This is a genomic window from Maribacter huludaoensis (assembly GCF_029350945.1).
In the GTDB taxonomy this organism is placed as follows: domain Bacteria; phylum Bacteroidota; class Bacteroidia; order Flavobacteriales; family Flavobacteriaceae; genus Maribacter; species Maribacter huludaoensis.
In genome coordinates this window covers 74,204-94,420 of sequence record NZ_JARKMS010000006.1, presented here as the reverse complement: position 1 = coordinate 94,420, position 20,217 = coordinate 74,204, and the positions used below count along the sequence as shown (strand labels likewise).

The window sequence follows — 20,217 nt, the reverse complement described above, 5'->3', positions numbered from 1 at the left end:
ACATTTCAAATTTAATGTTTTGGGGAGCACTTCCCTAACCTTATTATATTTTGATTGTGATGCTAAACAACACTTATTTCGCTAGTTACTAAAAGAACCGTATTAATAACAGCAGTAATGATATTAGCCCCTTTGGGGATTAAGGGGCTTATACCTATTTTAGTGCCATGAACGCAAACTTCTTGCAAACTCCAGTTGTGTACTTAAAAGGTGTCGGTCCCAATAGGGCCGATACATTAAAGTCAGAATTAGGAGTACATACTTATCAAGATTTGCTGAATCTTTTCCCTAATCGCTATATCGATAAAACCCAATATTATAAAATTAACCAGTTACAACGTAGTAGTGCCGATGTTCAGATTATTGGGAAAATTGTTCATTTAAAAACAATAGAGCAAAAAAGAGGTTCGCGTTTAGTAGCTCGTTTTAAAGATGATACCGGGGAAATAGAATTGGTTTGGTTTCGTGGTCAAAAGTGGTTACGAGAGAATTTAAAACTAAATGTACCTTATGTCATTTTTGGAAAATGCAACTGGTACAACGGTACATTTTCAATGCCACACCCAGAGATGGAACCGCTAAAATCCCATGAGCAAGGAACAAAGGTATATATGCAACCCGTATACCCATCTACAGAAAAGCTAAGTAACAAGGGTATTACCAATAAAGTCATCAGTAAATTGATGCAGCAGCTATTTATTGAAATCAATGGTAAATTCACGGAAAGCCTCTCCGATAAATTACTACATAACCTAAAGCTTTTGAACAAAAGCGAGGCAATGTTCAATATACATTTTCCAAAAAACCAAGAATTATTGGCAAAGGCCCAATGGCGTTTAAAATTTGAAGAGCTCTTTTATATACAGTTGCAACTGATAGGAAAAAATGTTTCTAGAAAGAAGAAGATTAAAGGATTTCCATTTCTTGAAGTTGGTGAATATTTTAAAGACTTCTATAGCAACAAACTACCCTTTGAATTAACGGGAGCACAAAAACGTGTCATAAAAGAAATACGGGCAGACCTTGGCAGCAATGCCCAAATGAATAGATTATTGCAGGGCGATGTAGGATCGGGAAAAACCATAGTTGCGGTAATGACCATGTTGTTGGCCATTGACAACGGATTTCAAGCCTGTTTAATGGCGCCTACGGAAATTCTTGCCAACCAGCATTTTCAAGGCATCTCCGAGTTACTTGAAGGTACTGAAATCACCTGTGCTTTACTCACTGGTTCCGTTAAGAAATCGGCTCGTAAACCAATTCACGAGCAATTAGAGAATGGAGAATTAAATATTCTTATTGGCACCCATGCCCTTTTAGAGGATAAGGTAAAATATAAGAATTTAGGAATTGCAATTATTGATGAGCAGCATAGGTTTGGCGTAGCCCAACGTTCCAAATTATGGCATAAGAATGAATTTCCGCCACATATACTGGTCATGACGGCAACGCCCATACCAAGAACATTGGCCATGAGTCTGTATGGTGATCTGGATATCTCAGTAATAGACGAATTACCACCCGGTAGAAAACCCATTAAAACAGTGCATCGCTATGACGGTAACAGATTAAAGGTATTTCGCTTTATACGAGATGAAATTGAAAAAGGGAGACAGATATATGTGGTCTATCCTTTAATTCAAGAGTCTGAAGCCATGGACTATAAAGATTTAATGGATGGCTATGAAAGTATTGCACGTGATTTTCCTCAGCCAAAATATCAGATTTCAATTGTTCATGGACAAATGAAACCGGCGGACAAAGACTTTGAAATGGAGCGTTTTGTAAAGGGAGAAACTCAAATAATGGTGGCCACTACAGTTATAGAAGTTGGGGTTAATGTTCCCAATGCATCGGTTATGATAATTGAAAGTGCAGAACGGTTTGGCTTATCGCAACTACACCAATTACGTGGCCGTGTTGGTCGTGGTGCAGATCAAAGTTTTTGTATACTAATGACAAGTCATAAATTATCTACAGAAGCAAAAACAAGACTGGAAACCATGGTAGCCACTAATGATGGGTTTGAAATTGCAGAAGTAGATTTAAAACTCCGCGGACCTGGTGATATTATGGGCACCCAACAAAGTGGGTTATTAAATCTTAAAATAGCTGATATCGTAAAGGATAACGACATCTTAAAATCGGCTCGCTACCACGCATTACAATTGTTAAAAGAAGATCCTTCACTAAGCAAACCCGAGAATCTAATTATTAGACACATGTACGCCCAGTTGGTGAAGCATAAGAATATCTGGACTTATATTAGCTAATTATATTGACGAAATCTGGTGAATAAGGCAATTCTACTTCTCTTAAAATATTGCCATAAAAATCGCAATAGACCAATAAACCTATATCGTCAGGTCTAGAATTATCACACCCAATTATTACCATTTCATTCTTAAAATCTAAAGAAACATTAATTACCGAATATGATTCATTGTATTTCTCAACTAAATGAGTAAATATTTCTTCAAATTTAACATTCAAATCAACAATTTTATTTTCGCTAAAATTGAATAATATAGGTGTAAATGCAGACAAAGTAGTGAACTCTAAACTAGGTTTATAAAAAACCATTTTATTTTCGGAAAAAGAAGTTTTAAATATATAATTTCCATTATACTCTGAAAACACATTATTATTACCCTCATTAATCAATGTATTTGTCTTAATATCATATACTTTATAGTCGCCATTAATATACGTCAAGTAAAGCGTGTCTGAGTTTATGGTTGCAAAATTGAAACTTGAGTCCATTTCAAACATTAATGGTTCTTGATTTCCATCTAAATCAACTATCCATAATTCTCTATTTAAAGTAAAATTCTCGTCTTGCACCTCTCTTAACCTGAAACCAAGCAAGTAATTCCCAAATAATTTAGAATCATAAAGTGGTCCGTTCCCTAATAAAAACTCATTACAACTTTGATCCGTATTATTCCAAGAATTCAAATAAAGAGGTGCATTAACACTATTTAAAGAATTTAAGTAGGTATGTACAAAATAATCTTCAGAGCCGCTTAGATCAGCCTGACTAGAAGCAGGAAGATTTAAAGGGTCGCAAAAACCATCTAACACAAAAGTATTGGATTCAATAAAATTAAATTGTGATATTTTAGCTTGATATCCTGTATCCATATTATAATTTAATGAACCATGTGTAAAAATACCATCATAAAAACTGACATTTGAAGATCCAAAATTTCCTAAATCCAATGTTTCGGACAAATTTGTTATTTCAACATTTTCCGAAAAAGAATTTATCTTCATCGCATAATAATATCCAAAGTTCTTGCTGATTGCAACTAAGGTAGGAAATGAAACTTCTTGGTCCACTTCTTCCTCTTTAACTTCTTCCTTAACAACAGTTTCTGGTATTATAGGATCAACAGAATCATCACTACAAGAAATAAATAAAATGGCTAATACTATTATGGTCAGTTTTTTCATGTCAGAAATTTAACACTAAAAAAAGATGTATGGTACACTTTGAAACAAACTTTAGACAAAAAGACATTTTGCCTATATAAGCGGTACTATACATCTGTTAAAATATCACACATTTCCCGTTGAACATCGTAATTTTCAAGTGTGTTAATTTCCAAGAAATCCTTGATTTTAATAGATTTGTGAACTTAGATTATATAGAATATGAGCGCAACAAAAACATTATTTGACAAAGTGTGGGATTCCCACGTAGTACATAAAATACAAGATGGTCCAGATGTACTGTTCATTGACAGACATATGGTACATGAGGTAACCAGTCCTGTTGCTTTCCTAGGCATTAAGAATAGAAATATTCCTGTTATGCATCCAGAGAAAACTTTTGCAACGGCCGATCATAATACACCAACAATTAACCAACATTTACCGGTTGCCGATCCGCTTTCTGCAAACCAATTAAAAATGCTAGAAGAAAATGCCAATGAGTATGGTATTTCTTACTGGGGATTAGGTCATGCTAAAAACGGTATTGTACACGTTGTAGGCCCTGAATATGGGATTACCCAACCAGGTGCAACTATTGTTTGTGGAGATTCACACACCTCTACTCACGGTGCTTTTGGTGCTATTGCCTTTGGTATTGGTACATCTGAAGTTGAAATGGTATTGGCTACACAATGTATTATGCAGCCTAAACCAAAGAGAATGCGTATCAATATTAACGGAAAAATGAGTAAAGGGGTTACTCCTAAAGATGTTGCCTTATTCATTATCTCTCAATTAACAACTTCCGGGGCTACTGGATACTTTGTAGAATATGCAGGTGAAATATTTAGGGATATGAGTATGGAAGGTCGTATGACCGTTTGTAACCTAAGTATAGAAATGGGTGCCCGTGGTGGTATGATCGCTCCAGATGAAAAAACGTTTGAATATATAAAAGGTCGTGAGTTTACACCAAAAGGTGCAGACTGGGACAAGGCAATGGCTTATTGGGAAACATTGTATACCGATGAAGATGCCATTTTCGATAAAGAATTGACTTTTGATGGTTCGTTAATTGAACCTATGATTACCTACGGTACCAACCCAGGTATGGGAATGGGAATATCAAATGATATACCTATGGCAAATGCCGTACAAGGTGGTGCATCAACATATCAAAAATCATTGAAATATATGGATTTCAACGAAGGTGAAAGTATGATGGGCAAGCCTATTGATTTTGTTTTCCTAGGAAGTTGTACCAATGGTCGTATAGAAGATTTCCGTGCTTTTGCATCTATAGTAAAAGGAAAGAAAAAAGCGGATAACGTAACCGCATGGTTGGTTCCTGGATCTCACAAAGTAGAAACTGCCATTAAAGAAGAAGGCATCTTGGATATTTTGACCGAAGCCGGTTTTGAACTTCGTGAGCCTGGTTGTTCTGCTTGTTTGGCAATGAACGATGATAAGATACCTGCCGGTAAACTGGCCGTAAGTACATCTAACAGAAACTTTGAAGGTAGACAAGGTCCTGGATCAAGAACTTTGTTGGCCAGTCCTTTAGTTGCTGCTGCGGCTGCCGTAACCGGTAAAGTAACAGACCCAAGGGAATTAATGGAAGAAATGGTTGCTGGTTAATGGTTGTTGGTTAATTGTTGATTTTAACAATTATAAACTAACTCACCAACAACGAACAATTATCAACAAAAAAGTAAATAAAAATGGCATACGATAAATTCAATATATTAACATCAACGGCAGTACCGTTACCAATTGAAAATGTAGATACAGATCAAATTATACCGGCAAGATTCTTAAAAGCTACAGAACGTGTAGGTTTCGGTGATAATCTTTTTAGGGACTGGAGATACAATCAAGACAATACCCTGAAAGAAGATTTTGTTCTTAACCAGGACAAATTCAGTGGAAAAATTTTAGTAGGTGGAAAAAACTTTGGTTCAGGATCCTCTCGTGAGCACGCTGCATGGGCAGTTTATGATTATGGATTTAGATGTGTAGTATCTAGCTTCTTTGCAGATATTTTTAGAGGTAACTGTCTAAATATAGGGGTGTTACCGGTTCAAGTAAGTGCTGCTTTTTTACAAAAGATATTTGATGCTATAGAAAATGACCCTTCTACCCAATTGGAAATTAACCTTCCTGAGCAAAAAATTACATTATTGCCAACGGGTGAAAGTGAGTCTTTTGACATTAACGATTACAAGAAAAACAACATGTTGAACGGTTTTGATGATATTGATTACTTATTGAACATCAAAAAGGATATTGAGACATTTGCGGAAAATACTCCGTTATAACCTCAATAATCAAAGTACCAACATCATTTACGTTAACTAACCATTTGCCGTTTCCTGATATAAGATGAAACGGCAATTAGATCACATGAAAAAAAGAAAGTTAGAAATAATGGATACCACCCTTAGGGATGGTGAACAAACCTCTGGAGTATCCTTTTCTGCATCGGAAAAACTGACCTTGGCAAAATTGCTTTTAGAAGAACTAAAAGTAGATCGAATAGAAATTGCATCTGCTCGTGTATCTGATGGAGAGCTAGATGCTGTTCAAAAGATTACTACATGGGCTGCGGAAAAAGGTTTTCTTGAACGTGTAGAAGTTTTAACTTTCGTAGATGGCGGTATTTCTTTGGATTGGATGCAAAAATCTGGAGCAATATCCCAGAACTTGTTGACCAAAGGTTCCATGAACCATCTAAAGTATCAATTAAAAAAAACACCCGAGCAACACTTTTCTGAAATAGCGGAAATATTTAAACAGGCCACTGAAAAAGGTATCATCAATAACATCTATTTGGAGGATTGGAGCAATGGAATGCGAAATTCAAAAGAATATGTTTTTGAGTTTTTAGAATTTCTTTCTACCCAGAACGTAAAAAGGATTCTATTACCGGACACTTTAGGTATTTTAACACATACAGAAACCTACTCGTATTTATCCGAAATCATACAAAAATTTCCAAAGCTCCATTTCGATTTTCATGGACATAATGATTATGACTTAGGCGTAGCCAATATCATGGAAGCTGTAAAAGCAGGTTGTCATGGTCTACACTTAACTGTAAACGGCATGGGAGAACGTGCCGGTAATGCACCTATGGCAAGCGCCGTAGCCGTTATCAACGATTTTCTACCGGAAGTTGAAATCAATGTTAACGAGACATCGCTTTACAAGGTAAGTAAATTGGTTTCAGCATTTACAGGGTTTACCATACCGGCGAACAAACCTATTGTAGGAGACAATGTATTTACCCAAACTGCCGGTATTCATGCCGATGGTGATAGTAAAAACAATTTATACTTTAGCGAACTTATGCCAGAACGTTTTGGCAGAAAACGCAAATATGCCCTAGGCAAAATGTCCGGTAAGGCCAACATACAGAAAAACCTACAAGAACTTGGCCTAACTCTGAACAATGATGAGTTAAAAAAAGTAACTGCCAGAATTATAGAGCTAGGCGACAAAAAGGAACGTGTTACCAAAGATGACCTTCCTTTCATTATTTCCGATGTTTTGGACACTGCGGATTATAAACAGAAAGTTTTTATAAAGTCATATGTATTAACACATGCCATGGGATTAATGCCTTCTACTACGCTATCTGTCGAAATAGATGGTAAAGTTATTGAAGCCCATGCGCAAGGTGACGGACAGTACGATGCTTTCATGAACGCCCTGAAAAAAGTATACCTAGCAAAGAAGATAGCATTACCTAAATTAACGGATTACGCAGTTAGAATTCCCCCTGGCAGTACTTCTGATGCCTTGTGCGAAACAGTGATCACTTGGGAATTGAACGGAAAAGAATTCACCTCAAGAGGATTGGATTCTGACCAAACGGTTAGTGCTATAAAAGCTACCGAGAAAATGTTGAATATAATTTAATAATAAACAGCAAAAACGTAATACCATTAAAGTATTGCGTGGTGCGCATAGCGCAAAGCGAAAAGCGATTAAACCATGAAATTAAATATTGCCTTATTGGCCGGTGATGGTATCGGTCCTGAAGTTATTGATCAAGCAGTAAAGGTATGTGATGCCATTGCTAAAAAATATGAGCACCATATCACTTGGCAGCCAGCACTTACCGGTGCGGCAGCTATTGATGCCGTTGGAGAGCCTTACCCAGATGAAACCCACGAAATTTGTGCAAATGCAGATGCTGTTTTATTCGGTGCTATAGGTCATCCCCGTTTTGACAATGACCCAACTGCAAAAGTACGTCCAGAACAGGGATTGTTGAAAATGAGACAAAAATTAGGCTTATTTGCTAACGTTAGACCAACATTTACATTTCCTTCATTGATAGACAAATCTCCTTTAAAGAGAGATCGTATAGAAGGAACGGATTTAATTATCCTAAGAGAATTGACCGGAGGAGTTTATTTTGGGGAACGTGGTAGAAAAGATAATGGCAATACTGCATTTGACACCATGACCTACCAACGTTTTGAAATAGAAAGATTAGCTAAAAAGGGCTTTGAATTTGCTATGAAGCGTTCTAAAAAATTATGCTGTGTAGATAAGGCAAATGTATTGGAATCATCTAGACTTTGGAGAGAGACTGTACAAGCAATGGAAAAAGACTATCCGGAAGTAGAGGTTACTTATGAATTTATAGATGCAGTAGCAATGCGTTTAATTCAATGGCCAAAAGGATACGATGTAATCATTACGGCAAACTTATTTGGAGATATTCTAACGGACGAAGCTTCTGTAATTGCAGGATCTATGGGGTTAATGCCATCTTCATCGGTTGGTAGTAAAGTTTCATTATATGAGCCAATACATGGATCATATCCCCAAGCGGCAGGTAAGGATATTGCCAACCCATTGGCAACGGTACTTTCTGCAGCCATGCTTTTTGAAGATATGAATATGACAGAAGAAGCCGAAGAAATTAGACGCGTAGTGAACAAATCTTTGGCAGAAGGTTATGTCACCGAAGATTTAGCTGAAGGTGGAAAAAGTTATAAAACAAGTGAAGTTGGCGATTGGTTGGCCAGCAACATTTAAGAAATGTACTTAAAATGAAAATCCCTTTAATCATTGATTAAAGGGATTTTTTTTATATCACATTATTATAGTTCACCTATATACTTGTTGCCATTGTAATTTCTTGTTCGTAAATACTTTTTACGATAGCCCTTAAATCCGGTATAACGGTCTTCACCAATTTTGAAGGTCCGTTGATCAACACACAAATACCTAAATCAGATTCAGGAAAGAGAGCAATTTCATTTCTATAGTTGTTTACACTACCTCCATGGTGCCAAATAATTTCCTCTGGTGCTTTATCATTTTCTTTAACCGTATGTATTCTCCATCCCAATCCGTAACCAGAACTCACATGTCCCGGCCATCTTTGATAATACTTGTGATGTCCTTTTAATTCAACAAAAGGTTTAAATACTTGTGCCATAGCATCTTTGGACATTACATCAGGATTGTGACCTAATAGAAATCGCATCCATTTTGCCATATCCTCTGAGTTTGCATTAATTCCGCCAGCGGCAATTGCGTTATAATAATTATCCCTTGGTAAAACCGTTCTCCACCTATGCCCTCGTCTTACGTGCGGCAAAGCAATATTTTCTGTATTGATTAATGTTTTATGATCCATAGAAACAGAATTCATACCTAATGGTTCAAAGAACTTATCCGTCAACAAGGTCTTAATATCTTTCCCTGTTGCTTTTAGCATTACTTCTTGTGATACGGAAAACATTGCATTTTGGTAACTATACTGTGTCCCAGGTGCAGCTATTGGTTTTATTTTATAGAATTTCTCACTGATAGATGACATCGTATAACCTGCCTCTACCAAATCCGTATAACTATGATACGGCGTACCTGTAGTATGGGAAAGTAAATGAGCCACTTCAATTTTCTCTGTATTACGTTGATCTCCAAAATGAAAATTCGGCAAAAAATCGGCAACTTTATCATCTAAATGTAATTTACCTTCACTTGCCAAGTTAGCTGCTAAAACACCTGTAAATCCTTTTGAAATTGATCCTAACCTAAATAAGGTTTCTCCATCAACAAGTTCATTACCATTATATTTTCTTTTTCCAAATCCGTCAGAAAGAATAACCGAATCTCCATTAACAATACTGACACCGGCACCAACAATATCGCCAGAGTTGATAGCTTCATTAAAGTAATCTGATAACGCATCTTTCAGCGCTTTTTGCCGTATGTTATATATTTTGATTTCCCTTTTCTCTGCCAGTGCCTTAATGGCATTGGCATCAGTAATAATAGCTTTGGAATGTTCTGGTCTAAAAGAAGAAGCCGTAAGAACAAAGAGTAAAAGAACCATCATAACGGCTCCAAGAAATAGTTTGGTACGTGACACAGCATTGTAAGTTTTGGTTCTTTTACAACGTGCTAAAATCAAGAAAATTACCGATGAACTGCAGAAATTAAAAATTTTAACATCCAAACGGACTGACTATAAGGTAAAAAGAAAAACACATATTAGCTCCGTTTAAATATTCCAACAAAAAAAAGAGGAACTTGTTTCTTTAGTTCCTCTATTAAATTATATTGAAAATAAACCATTAACAGCTCATCGCCATTTTTCTATATTTTATTTCCTTTCTCTTTCTAACAATCAAAATAGCAACGGCAATGACCACGCCTGAGAATGCCAAAATAGCGCCTACTAAACTAGAGTAAATAATTCCGTAGCCAAATGCAATAGGTAATCCGGCCAAGTAAGCACCAGAAGCATTACCCATGTTAAATGCGCTTTGGTTCATAGAAGAACCCAACATCTCAGAACCTTTAGATGTGTTTATTATAGCCATCTGAATTGGGGTTGCCACAGTAAAGGATATCGCCCCAATAATAAATGTAAGTGCCATTAATAAATATGGATTGGTTGCTAAAAACATGTTTAAAATAAGAATACCACTCATTACCGATAAACTGACGATTACTGCTTTCAATGGAGAAAATAACTCTGCCATCTTCGCACCTAAAAAATTACCTACAACCATACCTAAACCGGCCAACATCATAGCATACCCAACAAAATGGTTAGGCAAACCGGCAACATCAGTAATTAATGGAGCTACATAACTGTACCATGCAAAGAACCCGCCCGTACCAATAGTTGTCAGCGCAATCAATGCCCAAAGCTCTGTATTTTTCAATCCTTTAGAAACGCTGACTTTCTCTTCTGCCGCTTCAACTTCAATTTTTGGCATCCAAAAGTAAATGCTTCCTAAAGCCAATAAACCAACAAAACCTACTAAGTAGAAAGAAACACTCCAGCTAAACTGTTGCCCTAAATAAGTACCAATGGGCACTCCTATTACATTTGCAACTGTAAGACCAGAAAACATTATAGATATTGCTTGAGCCGCTTTCCCGTTTCTAGCCAATTTTGTAGCTACAACGGCACCGATACCAAAAAAAGCACCATGTGGAATACCAGATAAAAATCTCATAAACAACAAACTGGTATACCCAGAGGCAAGACCGGACAAGGTATTAAATACTGTAAACCATATCATTAATAAGAACAGCATTTTCTTAGGCGTAAGTTTAGAACCTAAGCCTGTTAATAATGGAGCACCTACTACAACGCCCAATGCATAAGCTGCAATAAAGTGACCGGCCTGCGGAATTGTTATTCCTAATGACCCAGAAACTTCGGTCAAAATTCCCATGATAACAAATTCGGTAAGTCCTATTCCAAAACCACCAATAGCTAAAGCAAATAATGCTTTCTTATTTGATTTTATAGCATCCATAACTTATAAATTTTAAGTTTAACATATATACTATACGTTCTCAATCAATTTATAAAGGCAAAGTTAAAACCATAATACGGGTTAAAACACGCATTAATTACCATATTTATGTAAATAATTAACCTTCTAAAATAGCAACCATTAGCTAATTTGTGCAATTCAGGATAGCAATTCTACAATTGGGAAAGCCATTTTATTTAAACCTTCGTTTACGATTCATATTTGTGATATCAATCAAAAAAATATAATCAATAATGAAGACGAATTTATTCTTGTTACTTACATTCTTCTGTTACAATTTATTTGGCCAATCCACAATTTCAGGGAAAATTATTGACCAACAGGGCGTTCCCATAATAGGAGCTAATGTTTATTTGAACGGAACTTATGACGGCACTGCCACTACAGATGACGGTACTTTTTCATTTGAAACAACATCTACAGGTATACAGACATTGATCGCATCATTTATTTCCTTTGAAACCTATTCAAAAACTGCCGAAATCGGTAATTTTAAGAATATCACCATTAAATTAAAGGATGATGTAAATGCATTGGATGCGGTAACGGTTAACGCCGGAACTTTCAATGCTGGTGATAATGCCAAGGTAACTGCGTTAAAACCTCTGGATATTGTAACTACGGCAGGTGCACTTGGAGATTTTGTGGGAGCTTTACAAACACTACCGGGTACTTCTAATGTTGCAGAAGATGGCAGACTGTTCGTTAGAGGTGGTGGTGCAGAGGAAACTCAAATTTTTGTGGACGGTATGCGTGTTTTTACGCCCTACTCCCCTTCTGCAAATAATATTCCGGTAAGGGGCAGACTATCGCCTTTTCTATTTAAGGGCATAGCTTTTTCTACCGGTGGTTATTCGGCAGAATATGGACAGGCCTTATCAAGCGTTCTACTTTTAAATAGTATTGACCAACCTCAGGAAGAAAAAACCGAAATTTCAGTTATGACCGTTGGTCTAGGATTAGGTAATACTCAAAAATGGAAAAAAAGTTCCCTTAGTTTAAATACATCTTACATTAATTTGGCTCCTTATCAGAAACTGTATCCTGATAATAATGAATGGCACAAACCCGTAGAATCTATAGGTGGTGAAGCCGTATACAGATATAAGTTCAATAATGAAGGATTGTTAAAAGTTTATGGCGCATATAGCTCTGCCGATTTTGACTTAACTCAAGAAGACATTAATGTAGCCGATGGGGTTCGTTTTGGATTAAAAAATGAGAATCTATACATAAACGCCTCATATCAAGACTTTATGAAAAAAGACTGGAGTATACATACCGGTGTTAGTTTTGCCAGGGATCGTTCCGTAATTAAATTAAATGAAGCGAACATTACAGACATAGAAAACTCGGCACATTTAAAACTTGTGTTTAAAAAATACTTTTCTAGCCGCTATAAATTAAATTTTGGAGCAGAATATTTTCTGACCAATTTTAAAGAGGACTACCAAGATTCCAGTTTTGCCAACAAATTTAAGTTCAATAATAATATTTTTAGCAGCTTTATAGAAACAGATGTATTTTTCTCTAAAAAATTTGCCGCCAAGGTAGGACTAAGAGGTGAACACTCTGAGCTACTGCAAGAGTTTACCCTATCACCAAGACTATCATTAGCCTATAAGGCTGGTGAAAATTCACAATTCTCATTGGCGTATGGTGAATTTTTTCAAAACCCCACGAACCAGTACTTAAAATTTAATTCTGATTTTAAAGCTGAGAACACAACGCATTACATTGCCAACTATCAATATTCCAAAAACAAACAAATATTTAGAGCAGAAGCGTATTATAAAAATTACGGAAATCTGGTCAAATATGATACTCTGTTTGTATTGCCAACTTCTACTTTTAATAATACCGGAAGTGGTTTTGCAAAAGGGTTGGATATATTCTGGAGAGATAATAAAACTATTAAAAATACAGAGTACTGGATGTCTTACTCTTACTTAGATACGAAAAGGGACTATCAAAACTATCTAACAAGTGCCACTCCGGATTTTGCATCTAAACACAATGCATCTTTGGTTGTAAAGCGATGGATAGAAGATTGGAAAAGTCAATTAGGCCTGAGCTACAACTATGCATCCGGTAGAACTTATACAGATCCAAATAAAGGAGGTTTTTTAACCGAACAAGCTAAAAGTTTCAATTCGTTAAATGTCAACTATGCCTACTTGATCAGCCCACAGAAAATCTTATATCTGTCTGTAAGTAACGTATTAGGAACCAAAAATGTAAACGGATACCAATACGCCGATCAACCAAATATGGATGGCGTGTTCAACAGAAGAACAATTACACCAGCGGCAGACCGCTTCTTTTTTATAGGTTTCTTTTGGACGATCAGTGACAACAAAAACGACAATCAACTTGATCAGCTCTAGAAATAACAATTCACTACAAATAACTAACAACTCGGTCATCTATTTTATTTAAACCAGGAGATTAAAAAGATATTTGAACAACAATAATTAACGTATAAATCTATATACCATGAAATCAGTAGTATTAATTGCCACATTAATTTTCACTCTTAGCTTAACCGCACAAACTCCTTACGAGAAAGGAATGAATAAAGCCTTTTCATTATGGGAGCAACAAAAAAACACGGAGGCCGCTCAGCTATTTGAAAGAATTGCATCTGTAGAAAAAGATAATTGGCTACCCTCTTATTATGTAGGACTAATTGAAATAATAAGCAGTTTTGGTCTAAAAGATGAAGCATTATTGAACACTAAATTAACAAGGGCAAAAGAATTTTTGGATAGCGCATCGGCTATATCAAAAGACAACCCGGAAATTATGATTTCATATGCCCTTTTAAATACTGCATATATTGCTTTTGATGGTGCAAAATATGGCATGACCTTATCAGGTGAAAATGTGGCCATCTACCAAAAAGCACAAGCTATAGCACCTAATAACCCTAGAGTATTATTAGGTAAGACCGAATGGGATATGGGAACGGCCAAATTCTTTGGTAAATCTACAGCCCCTTACTGTGAAGATATTGAACGCGCAATAGATTTATTTGAAGCAGAAGAACAGGCAATACCGTACTACCCGTATTCAGGTATAGAAAGAGCAAAAGAAATTAGCAACAATTGCAAAAAAGAAACCTCCCCTAAATAATAGGAGAGGTTTTTTAAGGTCTTAATAATAGACTATTACAATATATAGTCTGTGCTTACAAAATTAGAAAGTTTAGCTTCTAATAGATTTTCAATAATTTCAGTATTCAATTCATTGTCTTTAAAAGCAACGAAAGTTCTTATTGAAAACGAGCGTAAAGCATCATGTACACTTAAGGTTGCCTGGGCAGAGTCTTTTCTTCCGGTAAACGGATAAACATCCGGACCCCTTTGGCAAGAGCTGTTCAAATTAACACGACAGACCAAATTCACCAAAGTGTCTATTAACGGAGAAAGTGCATATACATCTTTACCGAACAAACTTACTTGTTGCCCATAATTGCTTTCAGCCATATCATCCAAAGGCTCTTCAATATCAGAAAATGGTACAATAGGTATTATAGGACCAAATTGCTCTTCTTGATACACGCGCATTTCTTTGGTCACAGGATATAGCACTGCTGGCCAAATGTAATTATCAAAATGTTGACCGCCTTTTTTATTAATGATCTTAGCACCTTTAGAAAGCGCATCGTCAATTAAACCTTGAATATACGCCGCCTTATCGGGTTCTGGCAACGGAGTTAATTTAACCCCTTCTTCCCAAGGGTTTCCAAATTTCAACTCATCTACTTTCTTTGCAAAATTCTTATTGAACTCGGCACTAATTTCTTGGTGAACATACACCACTTTTAATGCGGTGCAACGTTGACCGTTAAACGACAACGTACCTGCCAAGCATTCGTTAATGGTCAAATCTAAATCGGCATCCGGTAATATTATTGCAGGGTTTTTAGCCTCTAAACCTAAGACTAAACGCAATCTATTGCTTTTAGGATGCTGGTCCTGTAAAGCATTGGCAGATTTACTGTTACCTATTAAGGCAAGTACATCTACCTTACCGGTTTGCATAATGGGTGCGGCAACCGTTCTACCACGACCGAACAATACATTTACTACACCTTTAGGAAAGCTTGTTTGAAAAGCCTCTAAAAGTGGTGTTATCAACAGAACACCGTGTTTAGCAGGTTTGAAAATGGTGGTATTCCCCATTATAATTGCAGGGATCAACAATGCAAATGTTTCGTTCAGCGGATAGTTGTATGGTCCCAAACATAAAACAACCCCTAAAGGTCCTCTCTTAATATGCGCGTACACACCATCATGCTTTGTAAATTTGGCAGCATCACGATCCAATTGCTTATAATCTTCAATAGTATCTTCAATATACTCTACCGTTCTATCAAACTCCTTTTGGGAATCTGGTAACGACTTACCAATTTCCCACATTAAAAGTTTCACTACCTCTTCTCTTTTCGTTTTCATCTTTGAAACGAAAACTTCCATACATTCAATACGATCTTTTACGTGCATGGTAGGCCAGACACCTTGACCTTTGTCATACGCTTGCAGAGCACCGTCTAGGGCATCTAAAGCCTCTGCTTCTTGCAAATCAGGAATACTGCCCAATAATGTTGGCTTGTATTCTTTAGTTGAAGAAATTGTAGAATACACATTTGTAATGTCTCCTTTCCATTCTTTTAGTTCTCCGTTGACCAAATACTGTTTTTGGTCTATAGTTGATGTAATTTGATATTCTTCTGGAATTTTAATATCGCTCATTTCATTTTCTATTTTGCACTATGATTGATAATTGTAGTACAGATTGATTTCTATAAAAGAAAGAAATTGAATCTGATAAACTAAAAGTAGTTTAAACCAAATATTCAAACAAATCTGGTTTATCATTTATATAATCGCCATAGAAATTGTTATTTTTCATACGCTCGATCAATGGTTGTAAATCATCTGGGTGTTTTAATTCTATACCTACAACTGCCGGTGCATTCTCCCTACTTGATTTTTTGGAATACTCAAAATGGGTAATGTCATCATTAGGTCCTAAAATGTCTACCACAAACTCTTTTAATGCTCCGGGGCGTTGAGGAAAGCGAATTATGAAGTAATGCTTTAATTTGGCATATAATAAAGCCCGTTCTTTTATCTCAGCTGTTCTAGTTATGTCATTATTACTTCCACCAACAATACAGACCACATTTTTGCCAGCGATTTCCGCTTTATAATCATCTAATGCAGCTATGGATAATGCGCCCGCAGGTTCTACCACTATGGCATCTCTATTATAAAGATCTAAAATAGTCTGGCATGCTTTCCCTTCATCTACGGTAATCATATTATCCAAGTAGTAGTTACAGATCGAATAAGTTAAACTGCCAACTTTCTTAACCGCCGCCCCGTCTATGAATTTATCAATATGATTAAGGGAAATTACTTCACCAGATTCAATAGCTGTTTTCATGGAAGGAGCACCTTTAGGCTCTACCCCTATTATCTTGGTACTAGGCGAAAGCTGGCTAAAAACACTTATAAGTCCAGATGCCAGACCACCACCGCCTATACAGACAAAAAGATAATCTATGGGTTCTTTTGCCTGTTCAATTAATTCTAGACCAACTGTAGCTTGGCCTTCAATAATTTTAGGGTCGTCAAATGGATGTACAAATATTTTACCAGTTTGGTCACCATGTATTTTAGCTGCAAATGATGAATCGTCAAACGTATCGCCTTCCAAAACCACTTCTACCCATTTGCCACCAAAAAGCTTGGTTTGTTCCACTTTCTGTTTTGGTGTAACCGATGGCATATAAATAGTACCCTTAATCTTTAAATGACAGCAAGCAAAAGCAACACCTTGGGCATGATTACCGGCACTTGCGCAAATAACTCCTTTAATTCTTTCCTCTTCCGTTAAAGAACTTATTTTATTAAATGCACCTCTAATCTTATAAGACCGAACGCGCTGTAGATCTTCGCGTTTTAGACGTACCTGACAATTAAATTTCTTTGACAATCTTATACTTTCAGTTAACGGTGTAACTTCTGAAATTTCAGAAATAGTCTGTGCTGCCTGCAAAACATCATCTAATACCGGAAAATATGCTGGCTTGGTCCCTTTCATGTTATTTGTTTGTTACTATTGTTTTAGAGCTGAAATAAAAACTAAATTGTCCGCTTAAGGGCAGTTCCTTTAAAATTGCTCTACCAAAAAGGGTTACAATTTTTAAGAATACACTCAACCGGACAATTAGTATATCTATGAATTTTTTTAAGTCTATACGATAGGCTTCATAGCTGTCATTGACTCACGTAAACGTGTACCAACAATCTCTACCGGATGCGTACGCAATGCTTTGTTAATAGCGATCAACTGGGCATTATCAACGTCATTTTCAATATCGCCAGAAAAATTCGTACCAATAACATCAATGTCAATATTCTTCATAAAGTCAGTTAACAACGGCTTACATGCGTGATCGAACAAGTAGCAACCATATTCTGCAGTATCTGAAATAACACGGTTCATCTCGAACAATTTCTTACGTGCAATAGTATTTGCAATTAATGGCGTTTCATGTAAAGACTCATAGTATGCAGACTCGGCAATAATACCAGATTCTGTCATAGCCTCAAAAGCAAGTTCTACACCTGCTCTTACCATAGCAACCATTAATACGCCGTTATCATAAAATTCTTGCTCGGTAATCTCTTGGTTACCTGCTGGTGTTTTCTCAAATGCAGTTTCGCCCGTTGCCGCTCTCCAGGTCAACAAATTCTTATCATCATTTGCCCAGTCTTCCATCATTGTCTTTGAGAAATGACCGGTCATAATATCATCCATATGCTTTTGGAACAACGGACGCATAATATCTTTTAATTCTTCAGATAGTTCAAACGCCTTTACTTTGGCAGGATTTGAAAGACGGTCCATCATATGGGTAATACCACCATACTTCATACCCTCTGTTATAGTTTCCCAACCGTATTGTATCAATTTAGAAGCATAACCGGCATCAATACCTTTCTCAACCATTTTATCAAAACAAAGTATAGAACCAGTTTGTAGCAGACCACAAAGAATAGTTTGCTCACCCATTAAATCTGATTTTACCTCAGCAACAAAAGAAGACTCCAGAACACCTGCTCTATGTCCACCAGTACCCGCAGCATATGCTTTAGCCTGCGCTAAACCTTTGCCTTCCGGATCATTTTCCGGGTGAACAGCAATTAATGTAGGTACACCGAAACCTCTTTTATATTCTTCTCTAACTTCAGAACCAGGACTCTTTGGTGCAACCATGATAACGGTTAAATCTTTACGTACCTGAGTACCTTCTTCCACAATATTAAAACCATGAGAATAAGAAAGGGTAGCCCCTTTTTTCATTAATGGCATTACCGCACCAACTACAGCGGTATGCTGTTTGTCCGGTGTAAGGTTGATCACAACATCGGCAGTAGGTATCAATTCTTCATACGTACCCACGTTAAAACCGTTCTCCGTTGCATTAACAAAAGATTGTCTTTTTTCTTTTATAGCAGCATCACGCAACGTGTAAGAAATATCCAAACCGGAATCTCTCATGTTCAAACCTTGGTTTAAACCTTGTGCACCACAACCTACGATTACAATTTTTTTGCCTTTTAAAGCATTTACACCATCTGCAAACTCAGACGAATCCATGAAGCGGCATTTTCCAAGTTGCGTTAACTTATCCCTTAATGATAGTGTATTAAAATAATTGGCCATTTTGTATTTACTTTATTTGATTATTGTTTTATTCTTTATTTAAAATTCTTTTAATATTGAAGAAATTTTCATTTCATCCTTAGTAACGGAAATACGACCAGAGCGTACAAACTGCATAATTCCATAAGGCTTTAATTGATCGTGCATTTCATCAATTTCACTTCTTCTACCACTTTTTGCAATAACAAAGAAATCTCTTGATACTGTTACGATCTGAGCATTATTATCCTTAATAATGTTCTGAATTTGACGCTCGTCGAACAAAAGCCCCGATGCTATTTTGAACAAAGCCGATTCTTGATAAATGGTTTCATCATCAGTATGGTAATATGCTTTTATTACCTCTATTTGTTTCTCTATTTGACCGACGATATTGTGTACCCATTTTTCAGTTGTATGAGCTACGATCGTAAATTTAGATACATCGTCAATCTCTGACTTAGAGACGTTTAAACTTTCTATATTGATATGTCTCTTTAAAAATATACCTGATATTCTATTCAGTAATCCAACGTTATTTTCTGAATATACCGATATTGTAAACCATTTATTTTCCATAAGCTTTAATTACCTATTCCTTTTTACAAAAGGACTTTATGGTGTCATTATAATTAATCTTTACTATTTCTTAACGGCCATTATTAAGCCAGTAGACCAATTCATCTTGGTCAATTGCAAATCTTCTCGCTGTTCCAAATACGCGGTCAATTCAATTACATTATCTTCATGACCCTCTGGCCAATTGGGCTGTTTGGTCATATCATCTATAATGTAGAACCCGCCCACGTTCAACAAATCTAAAACCTCATCTATTTCACTATACTTTCCTGGCCATGCATCGGCAAAGATCAAATCGAATTTGGCACCTGTATACTCCGTAATCCAATCAGACCCATCTTTACATATTACCTTGACCCTAGTGTCTTCACCAAAGTAATTAGATGCAATTGAAATCAACTCTGGATCATTATCCACTGAAATCAATTTTGAATCATCATCCATACCCTCTATCATCCAAGAAAGACTAAGACCGATACCGGTTCCTAATTCCAAAAATTTACCTTTTGGTTTAGAAGCAATTAGCGTTTTTAAAAAACTACCTACATACAGATCCGAAGGCATCGTAAACCCGATTTCTTCTGATTTACGGGTAATTTCCAAATGTATTTTTGGAATATCCTGTATGTTAGTATCGTTCATAACTGTACCGACG

General features: G+C 36.3%; 15 protein-coding genes. 7 read left to right on the top strand and 8 right to left on the bottom strand.

The window, feature by feature from the left end:
• The first annotated feature begins 167 nt into the window (after nt 1-167).
• The gene (recG, locus tag PXC01_RS15850) at nt 168-2,273 is read left to right on the top strand and encodes an ATP-dependent DNA helicase RecG (RefSeq protein ID WP_276473267.1); all 2,106 of its coding nucleotides are present in this window, start codon (nt 168-170) and stop codon (nt 2,271-2,273) included.
• Here the strand turns inward: recG and PXC01_RS15845 are convergent.
• Nucleotides 2,266-3,456 (bottom strand): hypothetical protein, encoded by a 1,191-nt coding sequence (locus tag PXC01_RS15845; protein WP_276473266.1) that lies wholly within the window; start codon nt 3,454-3,456, stop codon nt 2,266-2,268. The two genes, recG and PXC01_RS15845, sit on opposite strands and share 8 nt — an antisense overlap.
• Before the next feature lie 201 nt (nt 3,457-3,657).
• Between PXC01_RS15845 and leuC the strand changes: the two genes are divergently transcribed.
• From leuC to leuB, 4 genes are all read left to right on the top strand, one after another.
• On the top strand, nt 3,658-5,076 hold the full coding sequence (leuC, locus tag PXC01_RS15840; RefSeq protein WP_276473265.1) for a 3-isopropylmalate dehydratase large subunit: 1,419 nt from the start codon (nt 3,658-3,660) through the stop codon (nt 5,074-5,076).
• 83 nt (nt 5,077-5,159) lie between these two features.
• Nucleotides 5,160-5,756: a 3-isopropylmalate dehydratase small subunit gene (gene leuD, locus PXC01_RS15835; protein WP_276473264.1), complete on the top strand. Its 597-nt coding sequence runs from the start codon at nt 5,160-5,162 to the stop codon at nt 5,754-5,756.
• Between the two features lie 85 nt (nt 5,757-5,841).
• Nucleotides 5,842-7,359, top strand: coding sequence for an alpha-isopropylmalate synthase regulatory domain-containing protein (locus PXC01_RS15830; RefSeq protein ID WP_276473263.1), 1,518 nt, complete (start codon nt 5,842-5,844; stop codon nt 7,357-7,359).
• Nucleotides 7,360-7,434: 75 nt separating this feature from the next.
• Complete coding sequence (gene leuB, locus PXC01_RS15825; RefSeq protein ID WP_276473262.1) at nt 7,435-8,490, top strand: 3-isopropylmalate dehydrogenase; 1,056 nt, start codon at nt 7,435-7,437, stop codon at nt 8,488-8,490.
• Between the two features lie 76 nt (nt 8,491-8,566).
• On the opposite strand, the gene PXC01_RS15820 is transcribed toward leuB, so the two are convergent.
• Nucleotides 8,567-9,835, bottom strand: a complete 1,269-nt coding sequence (locus PXC01_RS15820; protein ID WP_276473261.1) for a serine hydrolase domain-containing protein — start codon at nt 9,833-9,835, stop codon at nt 8,567-8,569.
• A 205-nt stretch (nt 9,836-10,040) separates the two neighbouring features.
• Complete coding sequence (locus PXC01_RS15815; protein WP_276473260.1) at nt 10,041-11,240, bottom strand: MFS transporter; 1,200 nt, start codon at nt 11,238-11,240, stop codon at nt 10,041-10,043.
• 254 nt (nt 11,241-11,494) lie between these two features.
• Between PXC01_RS15815 and PXC01_RS15810 the strand changes: the two genes are divergently transcribed.
• Together PXC01_RS15810 and PXC01_RS15805 are read left to right on the top strand one after the other, a co-directional pair.
• Nucleotides 11,495-13,648, top strand: coding sequence for a TonB-dependent receptor (locus PXC01_RS15810; RefSeq protein WP_276473259.1), 2,154 nt, complete (start codon nt 11,495-11,497; stop codon nt 13,646-13,648).
• Between the two features lie 109 nt (nt 13,649-13,757).
• Nucleotides 13,758-14,396 (top strand): tetratricopeptide repeat protein, encoded by a 639-nt coding sequence (locus tag PXC01_RS15805; RefSeq protein WP_276473258.1) that lies wholly within the window; start codon nt 13,758-13,760, stop codon nt 14,394-14,396.
• Between the two features lie 35 nt (nt 14,397-14,431).
• Here PXC01_RS15805 and PXC01_RS15800 read toward each other — a convergent pair whose 3' ends face one another.
• The 5 genes from PXC01_RS15800 to PXC01_RS15780 all read right to left on the bottom strand — a co-directional run bounded on the left by PXC01_RS15800 (nt 14,432) and on the right by PXC01_RS15780 (nt 20,204).
• A complete protein-coding gene (locus PXC01_RS15800; RefSeq protein WP_276473257.1) occupies nt 14,432-16,018 on the bottom strand; it encodes an NADP-dependent glyceraldehyde-3-phosphate dehydrogenase in 1,587 nt (528 codons plus the stop codon).
• A 91-nt stretch (nt 16,019-16,109) separates the two neighbouring features.
• Nucleotides 16,110-17,375: a threonine ammonia-lyase gene (gene ilvA / locus PXC01_RS15795; RefSeq protein ID WP_276473256.1), complete on the bottom strand. Its 1,266-nt coding sequence runs from the start codon at nt 17,373-17,375 to the stop codon at nt 16,110-16,112.
• Between the two features lie 153 nt (nt 17,376-17,528).
• Entirely contained in the window at nt 17,529-19,004 is a 1,476-nt protein-coding gene (gene ilvC, locus PXC01_RS15790) for a ketol-acid reductoisomerase (protein WP_276473255.1), read from the bottom strand.
• Between the two features lie 39 nt (nt 19,005-19,043).
• Nucleotides 19,044-19,562, bottom strand: coding sequence for an acetolactate synthase small subunit (gene ilvN, locus PXC01_RS15785; RefSeq protein ID WP_276473254.1), 519 nt, complete (start codon nt 19,560-19,562; stop codon nt 19,044-19,046).
• 63 nt (nt 19,563-19,625) lie between these two features.
• Nucleotides 19,626-20,204: an O-methyltransferase gene (locus PXC01_RS15780; protein ID WP_276473253.1), complete on the bottom strand. Its 579-nt coding sequence runs from the start codon at nt 20,202-20,204 to the stop codon at nt 19,626-19,628.
• Nucleotides 20,205-20,217 lie beyond the last annotated feature (13 nt).

What these genes read in the sequence shown, in the direction of transcription:
- recG (WP_276473267.1), top strand. Translation starts at nt 168, where the DNA reads ATGAACGCAAACTTCTTGCAAACTCCAGTTGTGTACTTAAAAGGTGTC.
- PXC01_RS15845 (WP_276473266.1), bottom strand. Translation starts at nt 3,456, where the DNA reads ATGAAAAAACTGACCATAATAGTATTAGCCATTTTATTTATTTCTTGT.
- leuC (WP_276473265.1), top strand. Translation starts at nt 3,658, where the DNA reads ATGAGCGCAACAAAAACATTATTTGACAAAGTGTGGGATTCCCACGTA.
- leuD (WP_276473264.1), top strand. Translation starts at nt 5,160, where the DNA reads ATGGCATACGATAAATTCAATATATTAACATCAACGGCAGTACCGTTA.
- PXC01_RS15830 (WP_276473263.1), top strand. Translation starts at nt 5,842, where the DNA reads ATGAAAAAAAGAAAGTTAGAAATAATGGATACCACCCTTAGGGATGGT.
- leuB (WP_276473262.1), top strand. Translation starts at nt 7,435, where the DNA reads ATGAAATTAAATATTGCCTTATTGGCCGGTGATGGTATCGGTCCTGAA.
- PXC01_RS15815 (WP_276473260.1), bottom strand. Translation starts at nt 11,240, where the DNA reads ATGGATGCTATAAAATCAAATAAGAAAGCATTATTTGCTTTAGCTATT.
- PXC01_RS15810 (WP_276473259.1), top strand. Translation starts at nt 11,495, where the DNA reads ATGAAGACGAATTTATTCTTGTTACTTACATTCTTCTGTTACAATTTA.
- PXC01_RS15805 (WP_276473258.1), top strand. Translation starts at nt 13,758, where the DNA reads ATGAAATCAGTAGTATTAATTGCCACATTAATTTTCACTCTTAGCTTA.
- PXC01_RS15800 (WP_276473257.1), bottom strand. Translation starts at nt 16,018, where the DNA reads ATGAGCGATATTAAAATTCCAGAAGAATATCAAATTACATCAACTATA.
- ilvA (WP_276473256.1), bottom strand. Translation starts at nt 17,375, where the DNA reads ATGAAAGGGACCAAGCCAGCATATTTTCCGGTATTAGATGATGTTTTG.
- ilvC (WP_276473255.1), bottom strand. Translation starts at nt 19,004, where the DNA reads ATGGCCAATTATTTTAATACACTATCATTAAGGGATAAGTTAACGCAA.
- ilvN (WP_276473254.1), bottom strand. Translation starts at nt 19,562, where the DNA reads ATGGAAAATAAATGGTTTACAATATCGGTATATTCAGAAAATAACGTT.
- PXC01_RS15780 (WP_276473253.1), bottom strand. Translation starts at nt 20,204, where the DNA reads ATGAACGATACTAACATACAGGATATTCCAAAAATACATTTGGAAATT.